We start from the raw sequence: 14,618 nt of genomic DNA on the forward strand, positions 1-14,618 counted from the left end.
ATATGCAAGAATCTTTTTTTTAATTTGTAGCAATAATATGCCAAACTACATTATATTTATCAATCAAGGTAGTAAATAATTTCTTATTAATTTTTTGAGGTTGCATCAAGACCTTAGATTCTTTTTGTAACTTGGAATAAGCCTTGTACAAATTTTCACTATTTGTTTCGATAACAACTCTTCCATTATTTCCACTTACCCAATGTTTATCATCAGTAGTGTCAAATAAATATACATTATTTCCATATATTTCAAGTTTTGAATTATAAATCCTATCCCTAACTTCTAGAGGAAAATTATATTGTTCAAAATCTGAATATCTAATTAATTTCTTTGGAGGCTTTATGTCAAAAATATCGCAATAATATTTTATAGCTTCCAAGCATTTTCCGTTTTTAAATGATAAGCCAACTGCCATAATAAATTCCTTTCTTTATTTAAATTTAACATAAAGGTATAATAATATCAAGATGAAAAATTATTAAAAAGATAAAGTTGGAGGTTTTGATGAAAATTTCTTTAATAGATCCATTAATGGTTGATAATGAAATTATAGAAAAACATAAGAAAAAAATTGAGGGTTTAGGCTACGAATTTCAATATTTTAACCAAAGTGCAAAAGACGATGATGAAATAATTGAAAGATTAAAAGATAGTCAAGTGGCAATTATTACAAATAATAAATTTTCAAAAAAAGTAATAGATAATACAAATTTGAAATTAATTGATGTAGCTTTTACAGGCTTTAATCATGTGGATATGGCTGCTTGTGAGGAAAATGATATTATAGTTGAAAATGCAAGTGGATATTCTGATGATTCTGTAGCTGAGCTTGTAATTGGCCTTACGATTGCTGTTATGAGAAAATTTGACCAAAATAATAAAAATATTTTCCAAGATGAATCTTTCAATCTTCTAGGTCAAATCATTAAGGGAAAAACTGTAGGAATTATTGGAACTGGAAAAATTGGTACAAGAGTTGTTGAGATTTTTAAGGCTTTTGGTGCAAATATTTTGGCATATAATAGAAGTGAAAAAGATCAGGTTAAAAATCTTGGAGCAAAGTATGTAAGCCTTGAAGAGCTTTTGAAAAACTCAGATATTGTTTCAATTCATCTTCCTCAAAATGATGAAACTATAGGTTTTATTGGAAAAGATCAACTTGATTTAATGAAGGATAAGGCAATTTTGATAAATTGTGCTAGGGGTCCTATTGTTGATAATACTTATTTAGCAAAATTATTAAATGATGATAAGTTAAGGGCAGGAATTGATGTTTTTGATATGGAACCACCTCTAGATAAGGATTATCCATTAAGAAATGCAAAAAATGTCCTCCTTACCAATCACGTAGGATTTTTTACTGAAGAAGCTATGAAGATAAGATGTGAAATTGTTTTTGATAATTTATATAAGTTTCTTGATGGTAAAATTGTAAATAGAGTGAATTAAAATGGATACTAAAATTATAGCTATAGCTGGCGGATCTGCCAGTGGAAAATCTTCAATTGTAGAATTTATTAAAAATTATTTTTCTAAAGATTTGTATGTCATTGGCCATGATAATTATTATAAGGCCCATGATGATTTATCTTTTGAGGATAGGGAAAAATTAAATTATGATAAGCCTTCATCTTTTGATAATGACATCTTTATAAGAGATTTGTTAGATTTAAAGGCTGGCAAGGATATAGATATGCCAACTTATGATTACAAAATCCACACAAGGAGTGAAAAGACAATCCATGTTAGTCCCAAAAAAATAATTTTGATTGAAGGAATTTTGGTCTTATATGATAAAAGAGTTAGGGATATTTTGGATACTTGTGTTTTTATTGATGCTGATAGTGATGTTAGGCTACAAAGAAGAATTTTAAGAGATACCAAGGAAAGGTCAAGAAGTTTGGAATCAGTCTTGACTCAATATATAAAACAAGTTAAGCCTATGCATGAAAAATATGTAGAACCAACCAAAAAATATGCTGATATTATAATTCCCAGAGGGGCAAAAAATACCAGAGGAATTGAAATTTTAATTAAGCATATTGAAGATTTGATTGAGGAATAAAATGGATGTTAAATTACTAGAAGTAGATTATAAAAAAATAGAAGACTACTTAAGTGGAAACTCAAAAATAGGCCATGAAATTTTTGGAGCTATAAAAAAAGATGACGGCTATATTTTTAGGATATATGCTCCTCATGCTGATATGGTTTATATCAAGGGAGACTTTTCAAATTGGAAAGAAGTATCCATGTTTAAAAATCATAAATACGGATATTTTTATAAGTTTATAAGGGCGAAAGAGGGAGATTATTATAAGTATGTAATTGAAAATAAGGGCTACAAATTTGAAAAATTTGATCCTTACGGAAATTATTTTGACGAATCTCCAGAATTTGCGACAAAAATTATTGATACTTCATATAATTTTTCTGATAAAAATTGGCTTAAAAAAAGAGAAAAAAATTTGGACAAGCCCCTAAATATTTATGAAATTCATATAGGGAGTTGGATAAAGTATAATTCCATGCCAAATTTTTTGGACATAGTTGATAAGTTAATTTCTTATGTAAAAGATATGGGCTATACTCACATAGAAATAATGCCAATCACAGAACATCCATATTATCCATCATGGGGTTATCAAGTTTCTGGATTTTTTGCTCCTTCATCAAGATATGGTTCCATGAAAGATTTGCAAAAATTTGTGGACCTGTGCCACCAAAATGATATAGGGGTAATTTTTGATTTTGTAGTTGTACATTTTGCAGAAGATTATTATGCTTTAAAAAATTTTGATGGGCAAAGTTTGTATGAATCTGATTATAAAGATTTGCAATATTCTGAGTGGGGAAGTTTGAACTTTGATTACTCCAAAGGCCATGTTAGAAGTTTTATGAAATCTGCTATAAATTTTTGGATTGAAAAATGCCACTTTGATGGGATAAGAATTGATGCAGTTTCAAATATGATTTATTATGATGGAAATAAGGATAGGGGAGTAAACCACCATAATATTAAATTTTTAAAAGATTTAAATAAGGATCTTTCAAAAGATTTTCCAAGCTTTATGAAAATTGCTGAAGATTCTTCATCATATGAATTTGTAACAGAAAAAAATGGAAAAGAAAGCTTAGGTTTTGATTATAAATGGGACATGGGGTGGATGAATGATACTTGCAAATATTTTGAAGTAGATTCTATGAACAGGCACATGTATCAGGGAAAAATTAATTTTTCTATGTTCTATTTTTACAATGAGAATTTTCTTTTACCTTTAAGTCATGATGAGGTCGTTCACTTAAAAAAAGCTATGATTAATAAGATGAATGGTTTTTATGAAGATAGGTTTAAACAATTAAAACTTTTAAATACCTACCAAATGACCCACCCTGGCAAAAAATTAAATTTTATGGGAAATGAATTTGCAACTTTTGATGAATGGAATGAAAATGTATCTTTAAATTGGGACATTTTAAAATTTCCTATTCATTCAGCCTTCAAAAATTATGTAAAAGATTTAAACCATCTTTATAAGGATAATCCTAGTTTTTACAAGGATGATTATAAGGAAGAAGGTTTTTTGTGGAAAGTTGTAGATGATAATGAAAATTCGGTCTTTGCTTATGAGAGACTTGCCAATGATAAAAGATTTTTGATAGTATTAAATATGACAAATACTTATAAAAAATCTTATCCAATTTCCTATGATGAAAATTTAATTTTTGTTGAAAAAATTAATAATATGTGGGAAAAGTATGGTGGTTATAAGTATAAGAGAGAAAATATAAAAATTAGTAAGGGGGAAAATCTTAAATTAGAGCTTTGGGAGTATGAGGCTGTAGTTTTTGAGATAAAGGAAAATGAGTAGAAACAAAGAAGCTATCAACCTTTCTTGGTTGGTAGAAAAATGGACAATTTGGGATAATTTATATTTGAAAAATATTTGGTTAAATCTTGATACCCTAGATTTAGTTAGGATAAATGATGACATGGATAACAATGATGACATAGAAGAATCTTATATTGATATTGAAAATAATATGGATGAATTTGTTTGTATGCCAGGTCGTGAGGCTGTAAATAAAAAACTTGCTAGGGAAGTTTTTATGGATTACTTAGATAGCCAAGATAGGGACAGACTTTTTGAAAATTATAACCAATATTCAGCTGACGAAGAATTTTTAGATTTGATTTATGAACTAGGCCTTGAGGATAAGCTTCAAGAATTTAGGGAAAAAGTGGCAGGTTCAATTTTATTAAATTGGGCCCAAGAAGAAGATATAAAAGTTTCAAAGGATATGGAAGTTATAGATTTATATAATAGGGATTAAGTTTTGAATAAAAAAATAAAATTAACAATAGTAGGGCTAGGCTTGTGTTTAGCTCTATCATCATGTAATAAAAAAGTTGAAAAAGTAAAACCAGAAGCAAAGAGTAAGGTAGAAAGTAGTATTAGCACAGAAAATTCAAATCAAGAAGTTAAAAAATATGAAACTACAATCTATGATTATTTTGATACAATAACTACCTTTTCTGCCTATTGCCAAAATGAAGAAGAATTTAATAAATACAAAGATTTGGTAGAAAAAAGAATGGCAGAATACCACAAGCTTTTTAATAATTATGATAAATTTGATGGGGTAAATAATGTAACAACCCTAAATGAAAATGCAGGAAAAGAAAAGGTAAAGCTTGATAAAAAAATTATTGATTTATTAAATGAAGGAAAAAAATGGTACAAGGAAACTGATGGAGATATTAATATATGCTATGGTAGGGTTTTAAAAATTTGGCTTGACCATAGGGAGGCTGCCTTGGAAGATGAAAAAAATCAAACAGCCTATATTAATGACAAGGAAGTTCAAGTTGATATTGGTGGAATTGGAAAAGGATATGCAACAGAGCTTATCAAAGATGAATTGATAGAAAAGGGATTAAAATCAGGAATTTTATCAGTAGGTGGGGATGTCGCAATAATTGGAGAAAATCCTACAAAAAAAGATGGAAATTTTAAAATTGCTGTTCAAGACCCATCACTTTCAGAAGAACACCCATATTCTTCCATAGTTGCAATAAAAAATACTTCCCTTGTAACAAGTGGGGATTACCAAAGATATTTTGAAATTGATGGCAAAAGATATCACCACATTATAGATCCTAATACAAACTATCCATCAACAAATTTTAAATCTGTATCAGTAATGACAGATGATATATCAAAAGCCGATGCCCTTTCAACAGCTCTTTTTATAAAGAATTTGGAAGAAGGAAAAAAATTGGCAAAAAAATATAAGGTAGAGGCCTATTGGATTGACCAAGATGGTAATACTTTTAAAACAGAAAATTGGGATAAATACGAAACAGAAAAAAATTAGGTGCAAATTACGCACCTATTTTTTTATAAAAAATATTCAAATTTTTTTTCATCTAGTATATAATATTATCTATGATTAGGAGGTAAGAATGGTAGAGAAAGCTTTTAATAATGATAAATATATAAAAATCCAATCTGAAAAGATTGAAGAGAGGATAAGAGAATTTGATAAGTTATACCTAGAATTTGGTGGAAAATTATTTGATGATGCTCATGCATCAAGGGTTTTGCCAGGATTTTTGCCTGATTCTAAGTTACAAATGTTAAAAAAATTAAAGGATATTACTGAAATTGTAATAGTAATTAATGCAAATGACATTGAGTCAAATAAAATAAGGTCAGACCTTGATATAGGTTATGATAGCGAAGTTTTAAGATTAAAAACTTCATTTGAAGACTTGGGATTTTTCGTAAATTCAATTGTAATAACCCAATTTGATAACCAACCTTCAGCAATAAAATATGGAAAATATCTTGATAGTTTAAATATAAAAAATTATAAGACCTATGATATTGAAGGATATCCAAATAATATTCCAAACATTTTAAGCAAAAATGGTTTTGGAAAAAATGATTATATAGAAACCCAAAGAGACTTAGTTGTAATTACAGGACCTGGTCCAGGAAGTGGAAAGCTTGCAACTTGTCTTTCACAAATGTATCTAGAAAATGAAAGGGGAATAAATGCAGGATATGCAAAATTTGAAACTTTTCCAGTATGGAATCTTCCTTTAAAACATCCTGTAAATATTGCCTACGAAGCTGCAACAGCAGATTTAAATGATGTAAATATGATAGATCCTTACCATCTCGAGGCTTACGGAAAAACAACCGTAAATTACAATAGAGACGTTGAGGCTTTTCCGATTTTAAAACAAATGTTTGAAAAAATTTCTGGATCATCTCCTTACAAATCCCCAACAGATATGGGTGTAAATATGGTTGGATTTTGTATAGATGATGAAGAAGAAACAATAAGGGCTTGTAAAAATGAAATTATAAGAAGATATTACAATGCTCTAGTTGATTTCAAACTTGCAAAAACTGATTATAAGGCTGTAGAAAAAATTGAGCTTTTGATGAGTAGCTTAAATCTTGAAGCAAGTGATAGAAAAGTTTCTATAGTAGCAAGAGAAAAACAAAAGGAAAAAAATGCAGAAATTTTTGCGATAGAGCTTTCTGATGGAAAAATTGTTACAGGAAAAAAATCAAAATTAATGTCATCACCTGCAGCTTGTATTTTAAATGCCTTAAAAGAAATTTCAGGTATAAATGACGATATACCACTAATATCTCCACATATATTAGAACCGGTTTTAAAATTAAAAGAAGAAATTTTAAAAGAAAGAGATGAGTCCCTTTCAGTAAATGATGTGCTAATTGCCCTATCAATTTCAGCAACAACAAACCCAGTTACCCATCATGCCCTTAAAAATTTGAATAAATTAAATGGACTTGATGCCCATTCAACAATAATTCTTGATGAAAGTGACAAAAAAACATTATTAAAAATGCACTTTAATTTTACCCAAGATCCAATACTTGACCAAGCTTATTTAAATATTTAGAAAATTCCCTTCGGGGAATTTTTTTAATAAAAATTTTTAAAAGTCCCATAATTCTATTTACTATATTTGCTTGACAAAAATTAATCAATGTTATAGTATAAATTTATAGAAAGCGTTTTAAAAAATATCTTAAAGGAGAAAATATGAATAACGTAAAAGTAGATGTGAAAAATGAAATTGCTTATGTAACTATTGATAGACCAAAGGCTTTAAATGCTTTAAATTCAGAAACATTAAAAGAATTGAATGAAACTTTTTCAGATATTAGAGAAAGAAAAGATGTTAAAGTTTTAATTTTAACTGGTGGTGGAGAAAAATCTTTTGTAGCTGGTGCTGATATTTCCGAAATGGTAAATGCTACACCACAAGAAGGAAGAGCAATGAGCATGCTTGCATATGAAACATTTAATATGCTTGAAGAGATGCCACAAGTTACAATTGCAGCTGTAAATGGATTTGCCCTTGGTGGTGGATGTGAAATTTCTATGGCTTGTGATATAAGAGTTGCATCAAAAAATGCTTTATTTGGTCAACCTGAAGTAGGTCTTGGAATAATTCCAGGCTTTGGTGGAACACAAAGACTTCCTAGACTTGTAGGAAAGGGAATTGCAAAAGAATTAATTTTTACAACAGATTCTATAAAAGCTGATGAGGCTTACAGAATAGGTCTTGTAAATCATGTTGTCGAAAAAGAAGAGTTGATGGATTATTGTACAAAAATGGCAGAAAAAATTATGTCAAAAGCATCTTATGCAGTAACTCTTGCAAAACAAGTAATTAATTTAGGTCTTGAATCAGATCTTCATACAGGAATTCAATTAGAAGCAAATACTTTTGCATCAACTTTTGAAACTCATGATAAAAAAGAAGGAATGACAGCATTCTTAGAAAAGAGGAAAGCAGATTTATCTGATTTTTAATTAAAAGATCCTAGCCCAGTTTAACTGGGCTTTTTTTAAAAGGAGAATTTATGAAAAATAAATTAATATACTTACTTTTTTTATCCTTAATTTTTACAGGATGTTCTAAAAAATCTACTAGAATAATAGAAACAAGTGATAATTTGGAAAATTCTAATATTTCTTCAAATGTTACATATAATAACATATCTAATAAAGTATCAGATGATCCATCATTTATTATTGAAAATATAGAAGAAAATAAATTATCAGAAGAAGATTATGAACAAGACAGTAAAGTGGATGATAAAAATCTATTAACATCTTATGGATCTTACGGCGCAAGCTTAGTTGATAAGTCGAGAGAAGGTTGGGAAAGAGGATATGTTGATTATGTAAAATTTGAAAACGGATATTTAATATTTTCCGGAATTTTAAATTATAATGAAGAAATGACAGGATCTTTTGGAGATTCAACTTTTGATGAAGGGGTTTATAAATTTAAGCTTGATCCTAATGTAAAAATTATGGCAAAAAGTGGACTAGCTAAACCTGAGATGATGAATGAAGAAGAATTTATAAATTATTTGGAAAAATGTAGGAGAAGTGGGCTAGGATTTGTAGTTAATGTAGATAATTCTATGGCTTATGAAGTTATTATATCAAGCTAAAAGGACATTTTAAAATGTCCTTTTTATTCATCCTCATATTCTACATAAGAAAAATAATGGTCTCTTTCATTTAAGTCTTCATTTTCGTAAGTTTCTACTACTTCATTGTTGATTGATTTTACTAAATCTACAATATATGACCTTAAATTTGCCCTTCCTAACATTTTTTTACCTATATTTTGCTTGATATTTGTAACTTTTTTATAAGAAATTATATATTTTACTAAGTCTACTCCGTTAACCCTTCTTTTTTTCAAAATAAATTTAGATATAAAAGTTATCAAGTCATACAAATTGTTTGATTTTCTTTTTAAATATCTAATTAGACTTCTAAAAAATAAGCCCTTTATTGAAATTAGCTTATCAAAAAATTTATCTTTGGACCCATCAATTTCAAATCTTATATTCATAGTTAAAAATTCAAAAATCTCATTAATTTCATCTTGGCAGTAATCTATAACTTCCTCAGTTATTGAGTAATCTGGATTGTTTAATTTTGCTAAAAATTCAACTACATAAGATGGGGTAGTTTTTTCATCGAGGGCCTTATATTGGTAAATATAATTTGAAAAGTCATATAAATTATGTTTATCAGTTGAAATAGGCATTGATAGGGCTTTTTTTACTAACTTATCATAATAATAAATCATATTATCAGTGGTCATTATTTTTTCTTCAAATTGCCTTATCAAAATTTCTATGCATGCTTCTAAATTTCCTGCCTTAATTAGGGCATGAGACTTGTAAGAATCTACCTTTATAAAAATTTCCCCGTCAGCATCTATAAGATTTACATTTCCAAATTTTTCTACATAGATAGGAAATTTAAAAGAAAATTCTTTTAAAATTTCCTTTACATACCCCTTGTTTGAAAGCTTTAAATTAAGATTTGTATTTAGCCTTTCTATAAGAAATTTCTTAATATCCATTTGGGAAATTATAGGATTTTTGGCCATAGAATGGACATAATTAAATAAAACATCCTTTAAGGATAATTGATTTTTTAAGGCATAGGCTATAGAATTATCAATTTTTATATTTTCTCCATTTAAATTTTCATACTCAAATTTTTTTATTAATTGGGTTTTCATATCTATAGAAAATCCAGAAAAATCTTTCAAGTCATCATATATATTTATATGCCTAATTGGAAGGGGGTAGGTTACAGTTGAGCCTGTTTGTATATTAAATATTTCATTTTCTAAAATTGATTTATATTTTGCAGTTCCATTTTCATGCAAGTGGCCAGTAAATAGAAATTTAACTCCACAATCTGCCAAAACTTCTATAGGAAGTTTGTTGTTTATCCTAGGATCTTTATCTTTAAATTTTTCATTCCAATTTTTAATTATAAAAGGTCCAAGAACTAGCCTTTGGTCCCTAAAATTTGGGATAAAAGCATGGTGAGAAATTACAAAAACCATATCAGCTCTTTTTTTAGCTTGGTCAATTTTTTCAATAGCCCATTTTAAAACATTTTTATCACAAGCTCCAACTACATTATTCTTACCATCCTTGTGATTTTGCTCATAGTCACATGAATAAATTGATGTATCTATAAAAATTAAAGTTAGAGAATTTTTTTCATCTAAATTCGGATTTATTCTTGCTAGATAAGATCCATATCCTTGAGCGTAATAAGAATTTTCAAATTCTCTTTCATATTTTTTATTTATTTCGCCTAGGTAGTTCTTATAAATTTGACTATCCTTATAATATTCTAAAACAGAGTCCTTATATAAAAAGTCATAAATTTCAAAAAATTCTTTTGGTTTTATATATGGGGTATTTTTAAATTTTTATAATCAAAAGCACTCTTATTATTTATATCGTGATTTCCTGGAATTAAAAATATTTTTCTAGACTCATCTTCATAAGTCCATTCTTTTAGAATCTTTGAAACTTCAAGGTGGGATTTTTTTTCTCCATCTTTTGTTAAATCTCCAGGAATTATTATATATTTACTTTCATTTTCACTTGCAAGTTTTAAGGCAGATCTTAAAAGTCCTTCTCCTTCAACCAAAAATTTTCTATCATATTTGATTGCCATATTAAATTCTTTGTTATCAGCCATCAAATCTCTTGCTAATATATGGGTATCAGATAAAATACTAAGTTTTATATTTTTATTTTCCATAATATTCCTCTTTTCGTCTTATTTTAAATATACCATATTAAAAATAAATAAGAAAATTTCTTGAAGTTTAAATAAAAAAAGATTATGATATTAAAAAGATTGAAAAAAATTTGCAAAAAAATTTAAAAAAATCAAAATAAACTTGACCGATTTAGTATGAATTGTATAATTAATTTTGTAATAAAAAAAGACATGGAAAAGAAGAGTAGGTTTATCATACTTTACAGAGAGGTTATTTAGCTGAGATTAACCAAGTTAAAATAAATTGAAATGCATCTTTGAGTTCTACACCGATATTAGGCTGTAGCGGCATCCACCGTTACCAGGATAAGGGTTAATAGACCCTGAGAGATTTTTGTTATTATAATAAAAATAAAAAGGTGGAATCACGGTAGCTCGTCCTTTGTTGGACGGGCTTTTTCTATTGTTTTTTAATAAAATGTTTGGAGGAATTATGAAAGTTAAATCAAAAATTGTAGGTGTTTTGTTGATTGGATCTCTTGTTTTTACAGGATGCAAGAGCCAATTAAATAATGGTGAAAATAATTCAAGTGAAAGTATGTCAAATGTAAGTGAAAGTAAAAATATTAAGACTGAAGATGTACAAAAAATTGCAAAAGAAAATGCAAAAAAAGATATAAAAGAAGAACCAAGATATAAGGATAAAATAAAATTAGGATATTCAGGAGATCTTTGTTTAGGTGGACCAAATATTGCAAATCTAAATGGATATTTTAAAGACCGTGATGTTGAAGTGGAATTTGTAAATACAAAAAATCCTAAAGATGCTTTAGGAAGTGGAAAACTAGATGGATTAGTTGGAGAATTTGCAGGAATGGTTGTTCCAGCAACAAAGGGACTTGATATAGTATTTTCATCAGCATCTCATACTGGATGTAAATCTCTTTATGTTTTAAATGATAGTGAAATTACAAAAACAAAAGAACTTGAAGGAAAAAATCTTGCTATAACAAATGGAATTGGAAATTCAAACCACAACACAGCATTGAGATTTTTTAACCATGATGATGTTAATCCTGATAAGGTAACTTATAAACAAGTTGACAATGCAGCAGTCATTCAAGCTATGAAAGATGGAGAAATAGATTCTGCTGTTTTGGATGATCAATTTGCAAAACAATTTGTAGATAAGGGAGAAATTAGATCAATTAGATCTATGACTCATGATGATGACTTTGGAAAAGAAGTATGCTGCGTACTTGCCTTTAATGGAAAATTTGCTAAAGAAAATCCACTAATAGCTGATAAGGTTGCTACAGCAATTCAAGAAGCAAATGATTATATGCAAAATAATCCAAAAAAGGCTACACAAAAATTATATGACAACAACCTTGCTAGTGGTGACTTTGATGCAGGACTTGACCTTATAAAATCATATGATTATTCAGTGAAAAATGACCTAGCAGAAAGTACTTTAAAATCAATATTTACAGATTATAAAGAAATTGGATTAATAAAAGATCAAAGAAGTGTTGACCAACTAATGAAATCATACTGGTTACCTATGGGTAGTTTTTATGATGAAAAATAAAAAATAATTATAGAAAAGGAAAGTATTATGGATAATGAAAAAACTAAGGGTGAAAAAAATTCAATAATTAAAAAAATATTACCAATAATTTTTGGAATTTTTGCAATTTTGGAATATTTATATTTTCCAAATCACCAAAAAAATATGAAAGCAACTCCTGTTTATTTATATTTTTTGATATTTTTACTAGGTCTTTATCTGGTGTTTTTTATAATATCATTTAAAAATGAAAAAATAAGCGATAGGCTATGCTATAAATCCCCCTTATATGCCTTTGTCTTTGCTATTTTAATAATTTATGACCTCTTAACCTTAAAATTTGCAGTTTTGCCCCTACCATATTTTGCATGGCTTGATATGATTATGAATTCTATGATTGCCGATAAGGGATTTTTGTTAGAATCAACCCTTGCAAGTTTAAAATTATTATTTACAGGATATTTTATTGGGGCAATTCTTGGAATAATTACAGGAATTTTGGCAGGATATTCTAAAAAAGTTGATTATTGGGTAGACCCATTTTTAAAATTATTAGGACCAATTCCAACAACAACTTGGATACCTGTAGTTATGGTTCTTGCTACAAGTCTTTTTGGAGGAGCAGTTTTTATAATAGGACTTGGAGTTTGGTTTCAAACAACTCTTGCTACAATGACAGGAATTAAAAATGTAGACAAGTCTTATTATGAAGCAGCCAAAACTTTAGGAGCAAATGAAAATGAATTGGTAAGAAAAATTGCCCTTCCATCAGCAAGTCCAAATATTTTCCAAGGATTAATTTCAGGTATGAGCTCAGCTTGTACATCCCTAATAGTTGCAGAAATGCTTGGAGTAGAATCAGGACTTGGTTGGTATATTACATGGAAATCTTCTTGGGCTGATTATTCTTCAATGTATGGAGCAATAATAATTTTAGCTTTGACCTTTATTATAGTAAATATGATTTTAAAAAAGATTTCATCAAAGGCCTTAAAATGGCAAAAGGAAGTGTAAAATGAGCAAATTAGAATTAAAAAATGTTTCAAAAGTATTTGAAAAAATTGAAGAAGACGAAAAAACTCATGCCCTAAAAAATATTGATTTATCTATTGATAACAATGAATTTGTTTCAATAGTTGGCCCTTCAGGATGTGGAAAATCTACTATGTTAAGGCTTATCTCAGGCCTAATTAGACCAAGCCAAGGAAAAATTTTATTAGATGGTAAAGAAATTGAAAAACCATCTTCAAAAAAAGGAATGGTGTTTCAAAAACCAACACTTTTTCCTTGGCTAACAGTTGGTCAAAATGTTGGATTTTCTGGATCATTAAAAAATGAAGAAAAAATCGATGAGAAAGAAATCGACCTCATGCTTAAAAAAGTTGGCCTAAGCGAATTTAAAAACTCATTTCCAAAACAATTATCTGGAGGAATGGCCCAAAGAGTTTCTCTGATTAGGACTATGATTGCAAGGCCAGAAGTTTTCTTGTTAGATGAGCCTTTGGGAAGCTTGGATGCCTTTACAAGGATGAATATGCAAGATGAAATTTTAAATTTATGGCAAGAAATAAAAAATTTAATGATAATGGTAACTCACGACGTAGAAGAAGCTGTCTATATGTCATCTAAAGTTATAATAATGGAGCCAAGACCTGGAAGAGTTAAAGAAATTGTAGATATAGATCTTCCTTATCCTAGAGATAGGACAAGTGATAAATTTATAAATTACAGGAATAAAATTTTAAAAATTTTAAATTATTAAAGATAAGCTAGCCTAGAATTATTTAGATTCAGAACTTAGACAAACCCTCAAGCACGAACATCTAACTCCAAAAATTGTTGATTTCTAAATTTGAAATTCTAAAATCGCAAACTCGCTAATGCTCGAGCAGTTGCGATTTTTAACGAATTTTCAAATTTGAAATCAAATCAATTTTTTCGTATGATATTCTTTGCATGAGGATTTGTATACTTTGTCAACAGTCTGAGCCTAAAATTATTTAGGTTAGCTTTTTTTTTCTAAAAAATTGTATAATCTATGTGATAATCTTTCTAAAAGAAAGGATTTTTATGAATGAATATTTAAATAAAATAAAAAAATAGCTAGTATAATTTTTGGATTGATAAATGTATCTTTAGCATTTTTATCATCTTATTATTTGATATTTGCATTTTTTATTCCAATTTTTACAGCTATAAAATTGTACGAGATGAATGATAAGAATAAAATGATATTTTTATTCACTTCAGCATTGTTTTCTTCTATTTTTAATATGGAGATATGCTTATACATAATGTTTCCTATGATAATTTTTGGAAACTTCTTGTTTGATTTGATAAAGAAAAATAAGACAGATAAGTATAGCATAAAAACTCTTACTGTAATTTTGTCAGTTTTATCTTTGTCAATAATTGGGTATCTTTACTATAA

At 28.2% G+C, this 14,618-nt stretch carries 14 protein-coding genes, 1 pseudogene and 1 other annotated feature; of the genes and pseudogenes, 12 read left to right on the plus strand and 3 right to left on the minus strand.

What is annotated here, in order from left to right; genetic code table 11:
- Nucleotides 1–19: 19 nt before the first annotated feature.
- Nucleotides 20–418, minus strand: coding sequence for a VOC family protein (locus ANHYDRO_RS00115; RefSeq protein ID WP_004812111.1), 399 nt, complete (start codon nucleotides 416–418; stop codon nucleotides 20–22).
- Nucleotides 419–507: 89 nt separating this feature from the next.
- Between ANHYDRO_RS00115 and ANHYDRO_RS00120 the strand changes: the two genes are divergently transcribed.
- The 8 genes from ANHYDRO_RS00120 (at nucleotide 508) to ANHYDRO_RS00155 (ending at nucleotide 8,519) form a co-directional block, all read left to right on the plus strand.
- Nucleotides 508–1,452, plus strand: a complete 945-nt coding sequence (locus tag ANHYDRO_RS00120; RefSeq protein ID WP_004812112.1) for an NAD(P)-dependent oxidoreductase — start codon at nucleotides 508–510, stop codon at nucleotides 1,450–1,452.
- Nucleotide 1,453: 1 nt separating this feature from the next.
- Nucleotides 1,454–2,068, plus strand: coding sequence for a uridine kinase (gene udk, locus ANHYDRO_RS00125; RefSeq protein ID WP_004812114.1), 615 nt, complete (start codon nucleotides 1,454–1,456; stop codon nucleotides 2,066–2,068).
- 1 nt (nucleotide 2,069) lies between these two features.
- Entirely contained in the window at nucleotides 2,070–3,875 is a 1,806-nt protein-coding gene (gene glgB / locus ANHYDRO_RS00130) for a 1,4-alpha-glucan branching protein GlgB (RefSeq protein ID WP_004812116.1), read from the plus strand.
- On the plus strand, nucleotides 3,868–4,338 hold the full coding sequence (locus ANHYDRO_RS00135) for a hypothetical protein (RefSeq protein ID WP_004812118.1): 471 nt from the start codon (nucleotides 3,868–3,870) through the stop codon (nucleotides 4,336–4,338). The genes glgB and ANHYDRO_RS00135 overlap by 8 nt, the downstream gene beginning before the upstream one ends.
- 3 nt (nucleotides 4,339–4,341) lie before the next feature.
- Nucleotides 4,342–5,382 (plus strand): FAD:protein FMN transferase, encoded by a 1,041-nt coding sequence (locus ANHYDRO_RS00140; protein ID WP_004812120.1) that lies wholly within the window; start codon nucleotides 4,342–4,344, stop codon nucleotides 5,380–5,382.
- An 88-nt stretch (nucleotides 5,383–5,470) separates the two neighbouring features.
- Entirely contained in the window at nucleotides 5,471–6,949 is a 1,479-nt protein-coding gene (locus tag ANHYDRO_RS00145; RefSeq protein WP_004812123.1) for a DUF1846 domain-containing protein, read from the plus strand.
- Nucleotides 6,950–7,092: 143 nt separating this feature from the next.
- The gene (locus ANHYDRO_RS00150) at nucleotides 7,093–7,869 is read left to right on the plus strand and encodes an enoyl-CoA hydratase-related protein (RefSeq protein WP_004812126.1); all 777 of its coding nucleotides are present in this window, start codon (nucleotides 7,093–7,095) and stop codon (nucleotides 7,867–7,869) included.
- A gap of 50 nt (nucleotides 7,870–7,919) precedes the next feature.
- Entirely contained in the window at nucleotides 7,920–8,519 is a 600-nt protein-coding gene (locus tag ANHYDRO_RS00155) for a hypothetical protein (RefSeq protein WP_004812128.1), read from the plus strand.
- 23 nt (nucleotides 8,520–8,542) lie between these two features.
- Here ANHYDRO_RS00155 and ANHYDRO_RS00160 read toward each other — a convergent pair whose 3' ends face one another.
- Both ANHYDRO_RS00160 and ANHYDRO_RS10140 read right to left on the minus strand, forming a co-directional pair.
- Nucleotides 8,543–9,943: a hypothetical protein gene (locus ANHYDRO_RS00160; RefSeq protein WP_004812131.1), complete on the minus strand. Its 1,401-nt coding sequence runs from the start codon at nucleotides 9,941–9,943 to the stop codon at nucleotides 8,543–8,545.
- A 350-nt stretch (nucleotides 9,944–10,293) separates the two neighbouring features.
- Nucleotides 10,294–10,656, minus strand: a complete 363-nt coding sequence (locus ANHYDRO_RS10140) for a metallophosphoesterase family protein (protein ID WP_004812133.1) — start codon at nucleotides 10,654–10,656, stop codon at nucleotides 10,294–10,296.
- 184 nt (nucleotides 10,657–10,840) lie between these two features.
- Nucleotides 10,841–11,063: a binding site (T-box leader), on the plus strand.
- A 47-nt stretch (nucleotides 11,064–11,110) separates the two neighbouring features.
- On the opposite strand from ANHYDRO_RS10140, the gene ANHYDRO_RS00165 reads away from it, so the two are divergent.
- The 4 genes and pseudogenes from ANHYDRO_RS00165 to ANHYDRO_RS09470 all read left to right on the plus strand — a co-directional run.
- Entirely contained in the window at nucleotides 11,111–12,208 is a 1,098-nt protein-coding gene (locus tag ANHYDRO_RS00165) for an ABC transporter substrate-binding protein (protein WP_039913569.1), read from the plus strand.
- 27 nt (nucleotides 12,209–12,235) lie between these two features.
- Nucleotides 12,236–13,201 carry an ABC transporter permease gene (locus ANHYDRO_RS00170; RefSeq protein WP_004812137.1) on the plus strand — a complete coding sequence of 322 codons (966 nt, stop codon included), beginning with the start codon at nucleotides 12,236–12,238 and terminating at the stop codon, nucleotides 13,199–13,201.
- 1 nt (nucleotide 13,202) lies between these two features.
- Nucleotides 13,203–13,949 (plus strand): ABC transporter ATP-binding protein, encoded by a 747-nt coding sequence (locus ANHYDRO_RS00175; RefSeq protein WP_004812139.1) that lies wholly within the window; start codon nucleotides 13,203–13,205, stop codon nucleotides 13,947–13,949.
- Between the two features lie 358 nt (nucleotides 13,950–14,307).
- Nucleotides 14,308–14,618 (plus strand): annotated as a pseudogene (locus ANHYDRO_RS09470) (DUF2232 domain-containing protein); the annotation flags it as partial.

This window comes from Anaerococcus hydrogenalis DSM 7454 (genome assembly GCF_000173355.1).
Lineage (GTDB): Bacteria > Bacillota > Clostridia > Tissierellales > Peptoniphilaceae > Anaerococcus > Anaerococcus hydrogenalis.